General features: G+C 65.2%; 15 protein-coding genes and 1 tRNA gene. 10 read left to right on the forward strand and 6 right to left on the reverse strand.

The features are described from left to right. Window positions 1-47: 47 nt before the first annotated feature. The 3 genes from RH857_RS09290 to RH857_RS09300 form a co-directional block, all read right to left on the reverse strand. Window positions 48-272, reverse strand: a complete 225-nt coding sequence (locus RH857_RS09290) for a site-specific integrase (RefSeq protein ID WP_310537702.1) — start codon at window positions 270-272, stop codon at window positions 48-50. 8 nt (window positions 273-280) lie between these two features. Further along, on the reverse strand, window positions 281-739 hold the full coding sequence (locus RH857_RS09295) for a hypothetical protein (RefSeq protein ID WP_310537703.1): 459 nt from the start codon (window positions 737-739) through the stop codon (window positions 281-283). A gap of 119 nt (window positions 740-858) precedes the next feature. Continuing rightward, a tRNA-Ser gene (locus tag RH857_RS09300) sits at window positions 859-950 on the reverse strand. Between the two features lie 116 nt (window positions 951-1,066). On the opposite strand from RH857_RS09300, the gene RH857_RS09305 reads away from it, so the two are divergent. Then, the gene (locus RH857_RS09305; protein WP_310537704.1) at window positions 1,067-2,869 is read left to right on the forward strand and encodes an FAD/NAD(P)-binding protein; all 1,803 of its coding nucleotides are present in this window, start codon (window positions 1,067-1,069) and stop codon (window positions 2,867-2,869) included. 38 nt (window positions 2,870-2,907) lie between these two features. Here RH857_RS09305 and RH857_RS09310 read toward each other — a convergent pair whose 3' ends face one another. Next, the gene (locus RH857_RS09310) at window positions 2,908-4,746 is read right to left on the reverse strand and encodes a DNA/RNA helicase domain-containing protein (RefSeq protein WP_310537705.1); all 1,839 of its coding nucleotides are present in this window, start codon (window positions 4,744-4,746) and stop codon (window positions 2,908-2,910) included. Then, the gene (locus RH857_RS09315) at window positions 4,733-5,053 is read right to left on the reverse strand and encodes a nucleotide pyrophosphohydrolase (RefSeq protein WP_310537706.1); all 321 of its coding nucleotides are present in this window, start codon (window positions 5,051-5,053) and stop codon (window positions 4,733-4,735) included. Before RH857_RS09315 ends, RH857_RS09310 begins: the two co-directional genes overlap by 14 nt. Window positions 5,054-5,138: 85 nt before the next feature. Here RH857_RS09315 and RH857_RS09320 point away from each other — a divergent pair, with 85 nt between their 5' ends. The 9 genes from RH857_RS09320 (at window position 5,139) to RH857_RS09360 (ending at window position 16,232) form a co-directional block, all read left to right on the forward strand. Continuing rightward, window positions 5,139-6,281, forward strand: a complete 1,143-nt coding sequence (locus RH857_RS09320) for an aldo/keto reductase (RefSeq protein WP_310537707.1) — start codon at window positions 5,139-5,141, stop codon at window positions 6,279-6,281. Window positions 6,282-6,762: 481 nt separating this feature from the next. Then, on the forward strand, window positions 6,763-9,498 hold the full coding sequence (locus RH857_RS09325; protein WP_310537708.1) for a DNA polymerase III subunit gamma and tau: 2,736 nt from the start codon (window positions 6,763-6,765) through the stop codon (window positions 9,496-9,498). Window positions 9,499-9,560: 62 nt separating this feature from the next. Then, window positions 9,561-10,157 carry a recombination mediator RecR gene (recR, locus tag RH857_RS09330; protein WP_310537709.1) on the forward strand — a complete coding sequence of 199 codons (597 nt, stop codon included), beginning with the start codon at window positions 9,561-9,563 and terminating at the stop codon, window positions 10,155-10,157. A gap of 346 nt (window positions 10,158-10,503) precedes the next feature. Then, the gene (locus RH857_RS09335; RefSeq protein ID WP_310537710.1) at window positions 10,504-11,397 is read left to right on the forward strand and encodes a transporter substrate-binding domain-containing protein; all 894 of its coding nucleotides are present in this window, start codon (window positions 10,504-10,506) and stop codon (window positions 11,395-11,397) included. 98 nt (window positions 11,398-11,495) lie between these two features. After that, on the forward strand, window positions 11,496-12,272 hold the full coding sequence (locus RH857_RS09340) for an amino acid ABC transporter permease (RefSeq protein ID WP_310537711.1): 777 nt from the start codon (window positions 11,496-11,498) through the stop codon (window positions 12,270-12,272). Between the two features lie 59 nt (window positions 12,273-12,331). Then, on the forward strand, window positions 12,332-13,009 hold the full coding sequence (locus RH857_RS09345) for an amino acid ABC transporter permease (RefSeq protein WP_374761146.1): 678 nt from the start codon (window positions 12,332-12,334) through the stop codon (window positions 13,007-13,009). Continuing rightward, on the forward strand, window positions 12,993-13,805 hold the full coding sequence (ehuA, locus tag RH857_RS09350; protein WP_310537713.1) for an ectoine/hydroxyectoine ABC transporter ATP-binding protein EhuA: 813 nt from the start codon (window positions 12,993-12,995) through the stop codon (window positions 13,803-13,805). The genes RH857_RS09345 and ehuA overlap by 17 nt, the downstream gene beginning before the upstream one ends. A 114-nt stretch (window positions 13,806-13,919) precedes the next feature. After that, on the forward strand, window positions 13,920-15,203 hold the full coding sequence (locus tag RH857_RS09355; protein ID WP_310537714.1) for an aspartate kinase: 1,284 nt from the start codon (window positions 13,920-13,922) through the stop codon (window positions 15,201-15,203). 147 nt (window positions 15,204-15,350) lie between these two features. Next, a complete protein-coding gene (locus RH857_RS09360) occupies window positions 15,351-16,232 on the forward strand; it encodes a 3-methyladenine DNA glycosylase (RefSeq protein WP_310537748.1) in 882 nt (293 codons plus the stop codon). Window positions 16,233-16,406: 174 nt separating this feature from the next. Here the strand turns inward: RH857_RS09360 and RH857_RS09365 are convergent, their stop codons facing one another. After that, the gene (locus RH857_RS09365) at window positions 16,407-17,054 is read right to left on the reverse strand and encodes an NADPH-dependent F420 reductase (RefSeq protein ID WP_310537715.1); all 648 of its coding nucleotides are present in this window, start codon (window positions 17,052-17,054) and stop codon (window positions 16,407-16,409) included. Window positions 17,055-17,306 lie beyond the last annotated feature (252 nt).

The following is a 17,306-nucleotide window of genomic DNA, read 5'->3' on the forward strand; positions in this document are numbered from 1 at the left end:
ACCGGACAACACCACTTATCCTGCCGGAGAACTGGTGCCCTTAGAAGCTAACGGGTGCGAGCCAGGTCTTTGCGGCGAAGCTCCACCAGTTCACCCCACCGGATACCGGAGGCTGTCAGTGTCCAGATGATCAGGGAGAAGTACGGGGTCTGCGCCCGCTCCCGCAACAACCGCGGCTCTTCCGGGGTGAGGTATACCGTCTCATGGCTGGGGAGCTCGTCACGTCTGCCGAGCACACCGCGGGCGGGGTTGTCCTGCAGGTGCTTGCCCACCTGACGTTTCAGGGCGGCGGAGACGATGGCGTGCAGGTTGTTCTTCGTCTTCCAGGTAGCTGGGAGCCTTCCGGGTTCGCTTTGGTGCGCCCCACCCTAAGACCGTCCAACCAGGCGGCGATGTCCTCACTGGTCAGCTCAGGCAGAGGGATGGCGGCAAGGCTGGTGCCCTTCACGTGCTGGGCCATGTCGCGCCGGTACTTCCGGGTGGTCTCAGTGTCTCTGAGCTTGCTCAGGTGGGTCTCGATGGCGTCCCAGACTGTGGTCCCGTGAGCGTCGGCTGCCTTCTTCGCTTTCCGAGCCAGGCTGAGGGTGTTCTGGTTCACGTCCAGATACAGCTTCAGGGTGCGAGCCTTCGTCTCGTCACGGAACGGCTGGGACATGTCCCGCTTCAGCTCACGGTCGTACCACTTCACATAGAACGATGCTCGACCATCCTTGCGTGTGTGCGTTGTCAGGCTCGCCATGGGCACTGACTGTAGCCGCCGCCGGGGCACGGTGCCGGGCGGTCATTTCAGGAAAATCGGCTTTTATTTCAGGAAAACCCCCACCTGACCGGAAAACTCCTGGTCAGATGGGGGTTCGTTGGCGGAGGCGGGGGGATTTGAACCCCCGATCCCCGGTTAAGAGGATCCTTCATTAGCAGTGAAGTCCGTTCGGCCGCTCCGGCACGCCTCCAACGCTCATCAACCCTTGCGGATAACAAGCGCCTACCTAGCCTAGCGGGTGCGGGCCGTTCAGATCAAAGCCGCCCCGGTAGGGTAAGAGAGCACACAACCACAAGGAGGACATGGATGGCAGGCAGCGGGCGCGAGTTCACCATCGCGGTGATCGGAGCAGGACCCCGCGGCACCTCATTCATGGAACGCCTCCTCGCCCTGGTGGAGCGCACCGACGCCCGGACCGCCCAGCGCCTGCGGCTGCTCGTCATCGACCCCGCGCCCCACGGACCCGGCCGGGTCTGGGACCCCGAGCAGTCCCCGCTCTACCTGATGAACACCCCGGCCTCCTACCCCACAGCGGCCCCCAGCGACGAGACCCTGGAGCACCTGCCGGCGTCGTCGGTCTCCATCAGCTTCCTCGTGTGGGCCCGACAAAACGGCCTGACCTACGAGGCCACCGATTACCCCACGCGCGCTGACTACGGCCGCTACCTGCGTTGGCTCCAGGAAATGACCACCGAGCGCCTCCAGGACGCCGGCGTGGTGGTCAAGCACCTCCTCACCGAAGTCACCGCCCTCAGCCCCGCAGCGGACGGCTACTCACTCACCCTGGCAGACCGCGAGGATCCCATGGAGGTCAACGCCGCAGTCCTGGCACTGGGCCACCTGCCCGCCCACCTGACGGGAGGCGCCGAGCAGCTGGCGCGCTCAGCCGCGGAACTCGGGCTGCACTACATCCCCGCCTCCGTCCCCACCGACGTGGACTATGCCTCCTTCCCCGCCGGCGAGACCGTCCTGGTACGTGGCATGGGCCTGAACTTCTTCGACCTGATGATCCAGGTGACTGTGGGCCGCGGCGGCGAGTTCGTTCCCGTTCCCGGCGCACCGGCGGGCAGGACCCTGGAGTACCGCCCCAGCGGGGACGAACCGCACCTGGCCGCCGGATCCCGCCGTGGCACCCCGTACCGCGCCAAGACCGTGGTGCCTGGATTTGTGCCCGAGGGCATCGACCTCGTCCATCTCACCGAGCCGGTGCTGGCTGAGCTCCTCGATCAGCACGGACGGCTCGACTTCCGCGAGCACCTGTGGCCGCTCATCGAAGCTGACGTCCGGCATACCTATGAGCGCTTCGGCGGCACCAGCCCGCAGGACTTCGACATCCGCACCCTGGCCCGGCCCTTTGACGGACGCTCCTTCCGCAGCGCGTCTGAGTACCAGACCGCCATGCTGGAGTTCCTCGAGCACGACGCCGCCACCTCAGCTGCGGGCACCGCGAGTCCGGAGAAGATGGCGATCGCGGCTCTGCACGCCGCGCGCATGCGCATCAAGCCTCTGCTGACCGCCCACCAGATCAGCAACGCCAGTCGACTGCACGACGTCGAAGGCTGGTTCGAGTCCCTGGTGGAAGGCCTAGCCAGTGGTCCGCCGCTGCAGCGCATTGAGGAGCTGGCAGCCCTGGCGCGCGCCGGCGTCGTCGAGTTCCTTGGCCCTGATCCGGTCTACGGCGTGGACCGTGAGCACGGCCTGTTCCTGGCCGACTCCCCCACGGTCAGCGGTGCGCGGTACTCGGCAGCGCACATGGTGGAGGCGATGATGCCGCCGAATAAGATTCCTGCCTCAGACTCGCCGCTGGTGCACAGTCTGCTGCAGCAGCACCTGGCCTATCCGGCCGGGCTTGTGGTCAGCGACCATCCCGGCGAGCGCGTGCTGCACAAGGGCTTCGCCGTCACCGAGGCCCCGTACCGGCTGCGCGGCGAGAAGAGCAGCACCGAGGCCCCGCTGTATGTGCTGGGCCTGCAGCTGTCCTCGGTGCACTGGGGCACTGCCATCGCCGCGGAGGCCGGAGGTGATCCGGCCGCTTCGGCACGGACACTGCTGGATGCCCAGGAGGCTGCGGCGGACATCCTACGGCGACTCACAGAGGACGCGGCCTAGCCGTCCTCCCAAAGACCCGGCCGACGTCGTCGTCCCCCTTACTCCTGCCCGCGTGCAGCTTCGTAAGCAGGGGCCGATTCTGGGGCGTAGTCCACCCGGCGCCCCCGCGGATAGTGCACGTCTGCAGCGATGGGAGCAGGCGCCCCGGGCGTGAAGTACGGTGCCAGCCGTTCTCGCAGTCCCGGCTCGCACACGTAGACGAAGGTGCCGCGGATGGCCCGGCTCAAAAGGACCGAGTAGATGTTCCTCACGTACTCCAGCAGATCCTCATCCTCGTACGTGATGCCCAGCCGCGGATTGTTCTCCTTGCCCTTGGCGTCGAAGTAGTTTTCACGGCTGAAGTCGATGCGCTGGTCCTTCTCATTCCAGTAGAGGTCGGGCCCGATGATGACCCCCGCATAGTTCAGGTCATAACCCTGCACGGTGTGAATGGACCCGACTTCCTCCAGCGATGTCTTGGAGTTGATCCAGTCTTTAGACGTGCGGTTCCACTGAAGTCCGTATCCGTCCAGCACAATGTCGTGTGCCGCGGGGTCCTTGCGGCTAACCCATTTCCAGGCGTAGCCAGCCACCAGGCGTGAGAGACCGAACTCGGCGTCCTTGGCGCGAATGGCCTCGTGCATCTGCCGCAGATCCGTAAACATCGCCAGCTCATAGTTCGGGAAGGTCTCGACCTCCGGATGTTCGGAGCGGAGTATGGAACGGACGTAGTCGATGTATCCGCTACCGGCCCGCACCCGAAGCTGGGATTCCAGGCGATGATGCCGTTTCTCGGAGCGGGCGGTTTCCACCATGTCGTCCCATACCGATGTCGGCAGGTCAGCGGGCCTCACGCTCTGTGCGCGATCCAGCAGGAGAATCTGATGCCTGCTCTTGGCTCTGATCCAGTCCCATTGGGTGTGGGTGCTCTCCCCGTCACCGAAGAGCTTCTGGTTGATCTCCGCGAACCGGGTGTTCTGCATCGCGGAGGGCTGGTTGGCGCGGCGGTTCAGGCGGTGAGCCTCATCCACCACCAGAACGTCGTAGTGCTGATCTCCTGCACCTACGGCGAAGGGATCCAGCACCATCGACTTCTCCAGGTACGGGGTCCGTTTGAAGACTTCTGTGACCGAGGCGCGGAGGGACTGCTGGGGAATCACCAGTCCGATGGTGAGGCCTCTCAGCATCTCCCGGTTCTCCTCAGTGAAGAACTCCGCGAACCGGGCGTCGCTGTCGTCCAGGGAGGTGTCTAGGTCCTCGTCGTCGGCGGTGGCGATGTCGATCAGCAGCTTCATCAGGTAGATGGCCACCACGGTTTTGCCCGTGCCGGGCTCGCCCTCCACGATGATCGGCCCACCGGCCTGCTCACGTTCCTGGGGATCCAGGAATCCGCGCACCACGTCCTCGACAGCAATCGCTTGCTCGGGTGTCAGAGCCTTGAACGGGGAGAGTTTGAAGAGGTCATCGTTCTCGATCTCCGGCAGGGTGCGTTCGAAAATTCCCTGGGCGCGCAACTCCTCGAAGATCTCGCGGAAGACTCGGCGGTACTCATCGCGCTCGAAGTAATTGTTGTCGACGATCCCCTTGTTTCGGTTGAGCAGCGAGAACTGCCGCTCACCACCCAGGTACTGAATGAGGAAGGATTCCAGATCCAGGGCCGCTGACTTGTTGAATTTGTCGTCCAGCACAATCTGGACGCGTTTCAGTCCCTCCTTGGCACGCTTGGCCAGATGCTGCTGGAGACGAGAAGCCACGTTGCCGGACTCGCCCACATAGATGGACTTGTTGTTGCGCAGCGTGTACACGGCCGGCCAGTTAGCGTACCGGTCGTCACTCTGGGGCAGGATCGCGATCGCATCCTTGTTGAACGGGTAGCTGCGGATCTCAAAGCTGGTCATATTTGGTGCTCCGCCCCTTTGCCTTCTCCACGGGATACTTTGCCCGAGTCACTTCCAGCTTCTCCAAGACAATCTGCTCGGGGTCCCACCCCATCTTGTCTGCCAGCAGGTAGCAGTAGGTCAGAACATCGGCCAATTCTGCCTGGACCCGTTCCGGCTCTGACGATTCACCCCACTGCACGCATTCCAAGAGCTCACCCGACTCGATCGCTACGCTCTTGATCAAGTTCTCTTGGCTGTGAAACTGCGCCCAGTCGCGCTCAGCAACGAATTCCCGCAGTGCTTCTCGGACCCGTTCAAAGGACATACCCGCCACGCTATCGTGAGCTGGCGTCCAGGTTGGCGATGTTGAGTCGTTCATGGCCCTGCCCGTCCCGCATCAGGAGGTACCCATGACCCGCACACAGGCACCCACACCGTATGCACCCCACGGCGCTGAGCCGTTCTACCGCCAGCTCTCCCCCAGCTGCGGGCTGCGCGTTTCACCCATCGCCCTGGGCACCCTGACCTTCGGCCGCGGCGAGGCCCTGCATCACATGGGCGACCTCGACGCCGACGGTGCCGCCGAGCTGCTCACCCTCGCCCACGAGGCCGGCATCAACCTCATCGACACCGCCAACCTCTACGGCGGCGGCGTGGCCGAGGAGGTGCTCGGCGCAGCCCTGAACAAGGTCGATTTCGCCGAGGACCTCCTGGTCACCACCAAAGCCCGCATGGTCATCGGCGACGGCCCCAACGACGGCGGCGCCTCCCGCTGGCACCTGCTGCGCGAGGTCGACCGTTCCCTGACCCGCCTGGGCCGTGAGCACATTGATCTCTTCTACCTCCACCAGTGGGACGGTCAGACCCCGCTGGAAGAGACCCTGGAGACCATGGACACCCTGGTCCGCTGCGGCAAGATCCGCTACTACGGCGTCTCCAACTACCTGGGATGGCAGCTGCAGAAGGCTCTGCGCGTCTGCGAGGCTAACGGCTTCATCAAGCCGGTCTCCCAGCAGATCCTCTACTCCGCCTACACCCGCACCGCCGAGTACGAGCAGATCCCCTCAGCGCTCGACGCCGGCATCTCCACTCAGCCCTGGAGCCCCCTGAACATGGGACTCCTCACGGGCAAGTGGCGCCGTGGGCAGCAGCCCGAATCCCCGGCCCGCCTGAAGGACGGCACCGGTCAGGAGATGCGCATCCCCGACTGGGAGACCCTCTACCAGGTCGTCGATGCCCTCGAAGAAGTCGCGAACCGCTACGAAGCCACCATCCCACAGGTGGCCCTGGCGTGGACCCTGACCCGCCCCGGCGTCCACAACACGGTGGTCGCCGCCCGCAACGCCGACCAGCTGAAGGACCTGCTCGGCTACGCGGAGCTGGGCCTGAGCGCCGAGGATGTGGACCGCATCAACCAGGTCAGCGACCCTGCGATCATCTACCCGCACTGGCACCAGGCAGACATGGCGACAGACCGCCTGGGCCCGGCCGATGAGGACATCATCGGCACCATCGGGGACCAGGTCGCCGAGCAGTTCGGTGCCCGCGAGTAAGCACGCAGGCGCCTCTCCCGGCCGCGGCCTGCGCCCCTAGAGTGGGGACACCGCCGCGGTGAGCTTGGGCGTGACTTTGTAGTGGCGCAGCTGGGCGCTGACCTTAGGTGCCCCAGATGATGTCCAATCGCACCCAAAACAACGCATGCGCCAAGCGGCGCGGCGAGCACTTCACTGTGTCCGCCGCGCCGCTCAGGCATGGTTTTCACTCCAGCTCCAGGCGGCCTGAGGGGCGCAAGCGCACCAACGGGCCGCGGCCACTGGGGTCACGCGATGTGACAGCCATCACATTAGTGCATGCTTTGGGGTACGTCAAAAGTCGTAGTGGCGCGCGACCAGCTCGTCCACTCGCCCTCCGCGGTGGTCGCTCTTTGGCCACATCTCCCGCCCCTGGAAGGCTCCCCGCTCAGGACCCCCGCCCTGACGCGGGCCTCCACGGTTCGCTGTGCTCGTGTCCGCGCCTCACGGTAAGGTCTACTCCGTGACAACCGCGCTCTACCGCCGATACCGCCCTGACACCTTCGCCGATGTCATTGGGCAGGAGCATGTCACCGGACCCCTGGTGACAGCTCTGGGCAAAGACGCGGTCTCCCACGCCTATCTCTTCTCCGGCCCGCGCGGCTGCGGCAAGACCACCTCGGCACGCATTCTGGCGCGCTGCCTCAACTGCGCACAGGGCCCCACCGGCTCTCCGTGCGGAGAGTGCGAGTCCTGCCGCGAGCTGGCCACCGGCGGACCGGGCTCACTGGACGTCATTGAGATCGACGCCGCCTCCCACGGCGGTGTGGACGACGCCCGCGACCTGCGCGAGCGAGCCACCTTTGCCCCGGTGCGCGACCGGTACAAGATCTTCATCATTGATGAGGCCCACATGGTCACGGCAGCCGGCTTCAACGCGCTGCTGAAGATCGTCGAAGAGCCCCCGGAGCACATCAAGTTCATCTTCGCGACCACGGAGCCGGACAAGGTCATCGGCACCATCCGCTCCCGCACCCACCACTACCCCTTCCGCCTGGTGCCGCCGGAGCCCCTGCTGGACTACTTGGAGCGGCTCTGCGCGGCGGAGAACGTGGCCGTAGCCCCTGGGGTGCTGCAGCTGGTTCTGCGCGCGGGCGGCGGCTCAGTGCGCGACACTCTCTCCGTGTTGGACCAGCTGATCGCGGGCTCCGAGGAGGGCGGGATCGCCTACGACCGGGCTGTGGCGCTGCTGGGCTTCACCCACGCCGCCCTGCTGGACCAGGTGGTGGACGCGGTCGCTGATCTCAATGGTGCCCAGGCGTTCTCCGTGGTGGACCAAGTGGTCCAGTCCGGGCAGGATCCGCGCCGCTTCGTGGAGGACCTGCTCGAGCGGCTGCGCGACCTTATCGTGGTCAAGTCCGTGCCCGAGAACCCCGCAGCCATTCTGCGCGGCGTCCCCGAGGACCAGATCCGGGCGATGACGGCCCAGGCCGCCAAGCTCGGCTCGGCTGAGCTGTCCCGGGCGGCTGATACGACCGCCACCGCACTGACCGAGATGGTCGGCGCCACCTCACCGAGGCTTCACCTGGAACTGCTCATGGCACGCCTGCTGCTGCCCCATGCAGAACAGGGCCACGCCAGCCTCGCCGCCCGCCTAGAGCGGCTCGAACGGCGCCTGGACTTTACGACTGGCGCCGGGGTGACACCCGCCGCCGAAGCACCCAGTGAGGCTGCGGCGCCCAGTCCACCCGAGCAGCCCACACCGCATGACGACGACGGCTGGGCCACTCCCGGTGTCAGCTGGGGTCCGCCCACCACCCCGGATCCGGTCGGACCCTCGACTCCCGAACCGGTCCGCGCCACCTCCGGTCAGCCAGAATCTGGGCCGGCCGCCTCGGAACCCTCGCCCAGTGATTCGGGTGAGACTGAGCAGGGCTGGGGCCAGGAGCCGGCGTCGTCGTCTCCAGCACCCGGGCGCCCACGCCATGACCAGAGCCGGGAGTCGCACGGCCAGCCCACTCAGGGACGGGAGACGCACGCTCGCCAGCATCAGGGAGCAGGCCCCCACGAGCGCCCGAGTGCCCCCCAGTGGGATGCCTCGCCCCAGCAGGCGCCGGGCGCCCCCGCGGCGGCACCGCCCTCTGCCCCTGCTCAGCAAACCGCACCGCAGCAGCAGCCTTCTCAGGCGCAGCGGTCCGCGGCGTCCTCCCCCTCCGGACAGCAGGGCGGTCGCGGCGGATCAGAAATGATGCAGCGGGCCTGGCCCGACATTGTCGAAGCCATGAAGTCCCGGTCACGCATGCTCTGGATGCTCGTCAAGGGCAACGTGAGCGTGACGGGCTTCGATGGAGCCACCCTCACCCTGGCCTTCGCGAATGAAGGAGCCCGCAACACGTTCTCCAACCGCAAAGGTGAGGACGCGCTGAACGAGGCGATTCAGGAAGTTCTCGGCATGCAGGTCAGATATGACCTGGTCACCGGAGGTGCTCCCCCGACAGGTGGTGGGGCGCCCCCAAAAGCTGAAGGCCGGAGCACTCCGGCCGCCGCTGAGGAACCCCCCGCAGACTGGGACACCCCCACCGAACCACCCGCCTCCTCCGAGGACGACTGGTCGGCGCCTTCTGCCTCCTCACCGCAGCCCACAGCGCCTTCACCGGTATCAGCCTCGTCACCCACGCCAGCCACGCACCAGGACAACCCTGAGCGCGGGTGGACCGACGCCGGCGCTCAGCAGGGCGCCGGATCACCTAGCTCCGCTTCGGACTCCGTACCGAGCCCCGCACCCCAGAGCTCCACGACCCAGGGCCCTGCCCCCCAGGAGACTGAGTCGACCTCCGCGCGCCCGGCTCACCATGCACCACCGGAGAAACCGGTCATCCCCGCTTTCGCCCGCCGCGCCGGCGGCTCCGCTCCGGCGGCAAGCAGCGGCGCCTCGGTTCAGCAGACAACTCCGGCGGCACCCGCCAGTGAGGCGGGGAGCCGGGCGGCAGAGATCCGTCAGCGCCTGGCTGCCCGACGCCCCACACTTCAGGAGCCTCCGCCGGATCCCTTCGGCGATGTGCCCCCGGACCCGATGTATGACAACACCCCTCCCCCGGACTGGGCCGAGGCAGCCGCTCCGTCGTCAGACATGGACGACATCCCCAGTGACGACGACGTCACCCTGGAGCACTCCGGCGTCTTCGGCCGCCGGGCGATCGAGCGCATCCTCGGCGGCGTGCTCATCGAAGAACGGAGCCTGCGCGAGGACGAGGCGTAGGCGCCGTAGACTGATCCAGTTCCCCCCACGGAAGACCCCACAGGAAGGGCACCGGCAGCAGCGTGTACGAAGGCGCAGTCCAGGACCTGATCGATGAGCTCGGCCGACTTCCGGGCATCGGCCCCAAATCCGCTCAGCGGGTGGCCTTCCACATCCTGGAGGCCGACGCCGCGGATATGAAGCGCCTAGCCGAGGCCATCAGGACGGTCAAGGAGAAGGTCCAGTTCTGCGAGATCTGCTTCAACGTCTCCGAGGAATCCCGCTGCCGGATCTGTCAGGATGAACGCCGCGATGCTTCGCTGATCTGCGTGGTCGAAGAGTCTAAGGACGTCATGGCCATTGAGCGGACCCGCTCCTTCCGCGGCAGGTACCACGTGCTCGGCGGCGCCATTAATCCCATCGCCGGAATAGGCCCTGATCAGCTGCACATCCGCGAGCTGCTCACGCGCCTCTCGGATGAGACGGTCCAGGAGGTCATCATCGCCACCGACCCGAACCTGGAGGGCGAGGCGACCGCCACCTACCTGGTGCGCATGCTCTCAGCGGTGGGCATCACCATCACGCGCCTGGCCTCGGGCCTGCCAGTCGGCGGGGACCTCGAGTACGCCGACGACGTCACGCTCGGCCGCGCTTTCGAAGGCCGCCGCTCCGTCTCCTGAAGCGGCTCGAAAGAGCCTCGCGACCGCTGCATCACGAAGAGTAATTAAACCGTGATGGGGATAACTCTGCTCGATTTAGATTCATGCAATTCTGTATCGCGGATCGCAGTCGACGTAAGGCATCCCCGGCGCCGGGCTGATTCAGGCGGTTTATTTTCCAGAATGTTTCGCGCACCCCATTTCCTCCCGTCTGGCGGCATCACCATTAGGAAAGCCGATTTTCCGGCACTACGGTCAACAACACCCGGGTCTGCCCCCACGCCGCTCCCGCACTGGAGCCGTGAGCAGGTCCGGGAACTCGCACACCACTGATCGACCTTTGACACGAGACTGAGGTACCGGACTGATGGATTCCACAACCCCTTGGATGCGCTTCGGCGCCCTGAGCGCCGCCGCCCTTCTGGCCCTGACCGCCTGCGGTAACGGTAATGACAATGGCAACGGCACCGATGCCAACGGTGATGACGCAGGCGACGGCGAGACACTCACCATCGCCCTCAACGGCGAAGAACCCTATTCCTGGATTGACACGGAGACCGGTGAGCCCACTGGCGCCACCATCGCCATTGCTGAAGAGATTTTTGGCGAACGAATGGGCTACGACCTGCAGATCGAAGAGGAGCCCACTTGGGGCAACCTCATTCCCGGACTGACCAACGGACACTGGGACGTGGTCTCCGCGGGCATGTCCATCAACGCAGAGCGCTGCGCCGAAGCAGCCTTCGGCGAGCCTGAGCTGGTCTACACCACTGCACTCCTGGTCCCCGAGGGCAATCCTGAGGGAGTAGAGAATTTCGAGGATCTTCAGGGCACGGACCTCAATGTGGTCGCGATGAGCGGTGCTATTGAGCCCGGGTGGCTGGAGGAACTGGGCATCGAACACGACACGGTGGACTCCCCGGATGACGGGATCGACTTTGTCCAGGGCGGCCGCGCTGATGTCTTTGCGCTGACCGCCATCTCCTTGGAGACCATGGCCGGAGACATCGACGGGCTGGAGGTCACCGACTCCTTCATCCATGAGTTCTCCGTGGGCGCCCACGCCTTCCGCAGCGGGGACGAGGATCTCGTCAACGAGTTCAACGAACACCTGGCAGAACTCCAGGACTCCGGTGAGTACCTGGAGATCGTCAGCGAGTTCGGCTTCACCGAAGATGAGATGCCCCCCAGCGACCTCACCGCACAGCAGCTGTGCGAGGAAGATCCCGCGGAGCTGACTGAGCAGTACGCCCAAGACTGATCCTCACCCGCACCCGTTGACGTGTTCTGCGGCCGGCCCTGACAAGGAGCCGGCCGCAGAGCATGTCACCCCACCTACTGCTCACAAGGGGAAGATCTGTGGATTTCTTCGCCGACTGGCCTGACTACTTCGACGTGGTGATCGCCTGGTCCGACCGGTTGCTGGCCGGCCTCTGGACCACCATTCAGCTGACCATCTTCGGTGGAATGCTGGCCTTCGCCGTCGCCATCGTCCTGGGGCTGATGGCCAGCAGCCCCAGCCTGTGGCTGCGCGCACCGGCACGCATCATCATCGAGTTCTTCCGCGGCGTCTCACTGGTGGTCGTCCTCTTCCTGCTGCTCTACGTTCTGCCGCAGGTGTGGATGCGCAACCCGGACCTTCCCTTTGAGGAACTCATCCGCAACACGTTCCTCCTGGGCGTGCTCGCTCTCGGCATCAATTACGGCGCCTATGGCGCTGAGGCAGTCCGCGCCTCACTGACCACAGTCCCCAAGGGGCAGTGGGAGGCGACGACGGCCCTGTCGATGTCCTGGCCCCACAAAATACGCCGGATCATCTTTCCCCAGGCCTGGGCGCTGATGCTTCCCTCACTGACGAATCTGTGGGTGCACCTGCTCAAGGGCAGCGCGATCGCCTACATCATCCCCTTCGTCTCTGACTTCACCGCCGAGCTCAACCAGCTGCGCCGACCCACCGACATCTGGTTCTCCCATGCCTTCATCGGCCTGATCACCTACTTCATCCTGGCGCTGATCATCACCCTGTTCATGCAGGCGCTTGAGGCACGGGCCAAGCACAAGCTGGGACGCGGCCCCTCCCTGCGAGAGATCCTCTCCCCTGAGCCCAAGGCCGCCAGGCTTGGAGGTGCCGCATGACTCTCCCACTGACTCTGCGCACCGGCACCATCCGTGCCGCCGAGATCGATGACCCCACGATGGTCGATGAACAAGAGGTCCGCGAAAGCCCGTTCTGGGACTGGGGCTTCGCCCTCGACGCACTGCCCGAGATGCTCCTGGCATTCCTCCAAGTCACCCTCGTGGTCACCGTGCTGGGCACCATCATCGCCGCCATCTTAGGACTGATCATCGCCGTCCTCATCACGGTCCTGCCCAGGCCGCTGGCGTGGATCGTGCGCTGGAGCGCCAACTTCATCCGCATGACACCCATCGTGGTGCAGCTGATCTTCGTCTTCTGGACGTTTCTGTGGATGGATGCGATGACCATCGGCATCATCGTCTTCGGCGTCCACTACGCCACCTATATGTCAGAGGTCTACCGGGCCGGCATCGAATCCGTACCCAAGGGCCAGTGGGAGGCGACGACGGCGCTGTCCATGTCCGCCGTGCGCACCTGGCGCAAGGTCGTGATCCCCCAAGCGCTGCGCTCCACGGTGCCCTCGCTCGGCAACTACGCGATCTCCATGTTTAAGGACACCCCGTTCCTCATCGTCATCTCCGTGGCGGAAATGGTCACCGTCGCGGGACAGATCGGTGCCCCCACGTTCCGCTACACCGAGGTCTACGTCATCGCAGGACTGATCTTCCTGGCCGCCAGCTATCCCACCGCCGTTCTGGTCAATCGATTGGAGAAGCGTCTTGCCTACGCCCACTGATTCCCCGTCCCCCGCCGAGACCGACACCCCCGTCATTGAGTTCCGGGACGTGGAGAAGCGCTTCGGGGAGAACATCGTCCTCAAAGACCTGAACTTCACCGTGGCCCGCGGCGAACGCGTCACCCTCATCGGACCGTCCGGTTCCGGGAAGACCACCATCCTGCGCCTGGTCATGACCCTGGAGGAGCTCACCGGCGGCTATATCTTCATCGACGGTGAACCGCTGACCCACCAGGAGAAGGACGGCAAGCGCGTGCCGGTCTCCAAGAAACAGCAGAAGAAGCTGCGCACTCGCATCGGCATGGTCTTCCAGCAGTTCAACCTCTTCCCCAACATGACGGTGCTGGAGAACATCATCGAAGCACCCATCCACGTATTAGGCCGGCCCAAGAAAGAGGCCATTGCCAAGGCCCACTCCCTTCTGGACCAGGTCGGGCTGCCGGATAAGGCCGATGCCCACCCCACCAGCCTCTCCGGCGGGCAGCAGCAGCGCGTGGCCATCGCCCGGGCCCTGGCCATGGACCCGGAGATCCTGCTGCTGGATGAGGTGACCTCAGCCCTGGATCCAGAGGTCGTCGGAGACGTGCTGGGCATCCTGCGCGAGGTCGCAGACTCCACCAACGTCACCATGCTCATCGTCACCCATGAGATGGGCTTTGCCCGCGACGTCTCCCACAAAGTGATGATGTTCGACGGCGGGCGCGTGGTCGAGGAGGGCCCTCCGGAGAAGATCTTCACCCACCCCGAGCACGAGCGCACACAGAAGTTCTTGGGGGCGGTGCTGGGAGACAAATAAGCACTCCGCCCACATACCGGGACGGCGTCGTCGCGCCCATGCATGATGACCCGTGCCGGAATAGACTGTGTCCGATTACCCACCACACACTCACCGGGAGTGAGAACCACACGCATGAGTCTGATCGTCCAGAAATACGGCGGTTCCTCTGTCCAGGATGCCGAGAGCATCAAACGGGTCGCCAAACGCATTGTGGAGACCAAGAAGGCCGGCAACCAGGTGGTGGTCGTGGTCTCCGCCATGGGAGACACCACCGATGACCTGCTGGATCTCGCCGACCAGATCTCCTCCAAGCCGCCGCTGCGCGAGATGGACATTCTGCTGTCCTCCGGCGAGCGCATGTCCATGGCCCTGCTGGCGATGGCCATCCACGAGCTCGGCGAGGCCGCGCAGTCCTTCACCGGCTCCCAGGCCGGCATGATCACCGACGCGATCCACGGCAAGGCCCGCATCATCGAGGTCTCCCCCGCTCGCGTGCAGGAAGCGGTCGACGCCGGACAGATCGGCATCGTGGCGGGCTTCCAGGGCATGAGCCGGGAGTCCAAGGACATCACCACCATGGGTCGCGGCGGATCCGATACCACCGCCGTCGCCCTGGCCGCCGCGCTCGGCGCCGATGTCTGCGAGATCTACACCGACGTCGACGGCGTCTTCACCGCCGATCCGCGCGTGGTCAAAACCGCCAAGAAGATCGACGTGATCTCCAGCGAGGACATGCTGGAGATGGCCGCTGCCGGCTCCAAGGTGCTGCACCTGCGCAGTGTGGAGTACGCCCGCCGCTTCGGCGTGAAGCTGCACGTGCGCTCCAGCTTCTCCCAGCTGGAAGGCACCTGGGTCATCCCAGACGATAAAGACAAGGTCACCCTCCAGGAAGGCGAACCATTGGAACAGCCCATCATCTCCGGCGTCGCCCATGACGCCTCCGAAGGCAAGCTCACCATCACCGGTGTGCCCGACGTTCCGGGCAAGGCCGCCGAGATCTTCAACCTGATCGCCGAGGCCGGCATCAACATCGACATGATCGTCCAGGACGTCTCCCTGGAGACCAAGACCACCAACATCTCCTTCACCCTGCCCGGCGCCGACGGCCCCCTGGCCGAGGACGTGCTGACCAAGCATCAGGAGGAGATCGGCTTCAAGGACCTCGACTTTGTGCCGCGCGTGGGCAAGGTCTCGCTGGTTGGCGGCGGCATGCGCACCCATCCCGGCGTCTCCGCGAAGTTCTTCAGCGCCCTGCGCGACGCCGGCATCAACATCGGCCTGATCTCCACCTCCGAAATCCGCGTCTCCGTGATCACCGATGTGGAGCTGCTGGACAAGGCCGTGAAGGCCATCCACACCGCGTTCGGCCTGGACTCCGATCAGGAGGCCACCGTCTACGCCGGCACGGGGCGCTGAGACCGACTCGCCCACTGCGTCAGACACAGCTTGGGGCGGCAGGTTCCGGAATCGGATTCCTGCCGCCCCAAGTCTTCGGTGCGAGGTGATACGACCATGATGTTAGTCGCAAGCACAGAGAAATTTCAGCACTTTTCAGGATTGAACCTGATTTCTGAAAGCGAGCATCACAGCCGCGCCCAGGCTCACGACGCCGCCGTCTCCCGCTATACGCAGGGGTTCCTGGCTCGCCGGCATGCCGGGAAGAAGCACCCGGTCGAGGACTTTCTCTTTACGTACTACTCGCACACTCCCGGCCAGCTCGCGCGCTGGCATCCCGGCGTCGGACAGGTCCTCGAAGGGGCGGGCGCGGGGCCGCAGGCCAGCTGGAAGTTCTACACCCCGGTCGACGACGGCACCTCCACCGGTGGAGTTACGGTTGACGCTGCCCGCTTCTGCCAGGACCGGGCGGTGATGATCGACTTCGCCCGCCACCTGCTCAGCAGCACGGCAGCACAACCTGCCCAGCTCGGATGCTTCGGACTGCACGAGTGGGCCATGGTCTATCGCTCCGAGAAACACGGCCAGCGCCACGACCAGGTACCTCTGCGCTTGGGAGCGGAGGGCACCGATGAGGTGGTGGAGTCACTGCGCATCAGGTGCACCCACTTTGACGCGTTCCGGTTCTATACACCCTCAGCCCAGCCGCTCAACGCGCTGCAGCCCACGCGCGAGACCCAGATGCAGATGGAGCAGCCGGGCTGTCTGCACGCCAATATGGACCTCTACAAATGGGCCTACAAGCTCATTCCGGCCGTCAGCAGCGACCTTCTGCTGGAGTGCTTCGACCTGGCCTGGCGGATCCGCGAGCTGGACATGCGCGCCTCCCCCTATGACCTGCAGGACTGGGGCTACGAACCGGTGCGCATCGAAGAGCCCGCCGGCAGAGCCGAGTACACCCGCGCCCAGCGCGCCTTCTCTGAAGAGGCCCAGGTGCTGCGTGGGAAGATCCTGGCAGTTCTCGACCGGCTTGATCAGCTCACTGCCTGACATCCCGCCGGGCACCCTCCGACCGGGGCCCCGTGGGATGCCCGTCCGCGATCCCGCGGTGAAACATTCTGCGGGCCAGTCGTGCTCCCACTGCCTATCGCCCCGCTTATTGTTTCACCGGAGACCCTTCAGGACCGGAGCATGAAACAGCAGCGGGATGCGAGGGGCCCGGGCTCAGGCGTTGGCGCCGGCAAGGACCTTCTGGCACTGGTCCAGCAGCTCGCGCATCTGCGCGGCAGTATGGCGACCGTTGAAGATCTCCGTGCCGTTCTCGAAGGTCTTGCCAGCCGAGAGCGGGCCGGCGTTGACGGCGTCGTACCCCAGAGAGTCGATGAAGTTAATGACCAGGCGGGTGGCGTCGTCGTCATCGGAGGCCACGGCTAGGGCCCGGCGCTTGGGGTCACCGGCGGGGTAGGAATCGACCTCGATGTCGCCGTAGCCGATGTGATTCAGGGTCTTGACCAGGCGAACGTCGCCGAAGAACTCGGCGATGACCTCAGATGTGGAGTGGCCCGACTCGAACTCCTCCATGATGCCGTCCACCGGTGCCCAGTAGTTCATGGTGTCGATGACCACGTGGCCGGCCAGCACCGAGGTGTCGATGCTGCGGTACTTGTGCAGCGGCACCGCCACGATGATGATGTCGCTGCCGCGCAGCTCCTCCTTGTCCACGGCCACGGCACCGGGGACGATGACCTCGGTGAGCAGCTTGATCTCCGAGGCCGGGCGGCTCGTGGCGATCTTCACGCTGTGCCCGGCCCGCACGGCCTGACGGGCGACGGCGGTACCCACACGTCCGGCACCCAGAATTCCGATCTTCATAGCTGGTCCTCATCTCCCTCAAGGCAGGCGGCACTATTTCTAATTTGAAAGAACGCCGTAGGCGGGGACCCTGTTCCCCACTGTGGGCAGCACCACACCAGCTGCCGCGGCAAGGCGGCGACGACCGCCCCGACCAGCCCTGTGCCCCGAGCGCCGGGAACCCCCGCCGACGGGTAGACTTGACGGGCAAGCTCGCGGAGCGTTCGGTCTCGAGCGTGAGACGGCACTTTCGCGGGCGCTCACCCGTATCTG

Source organism: Nesterenkonia flava (assembly GCF_031432335.1).
In the GTDB taxonomy this organism is placed as follows: domain Bacteria; phylum Actinomycetota; class Actinomycetes; order Actinomycetales; family Micrococcaceae; genus Nesterenkonia; species Nesterenkonia flava.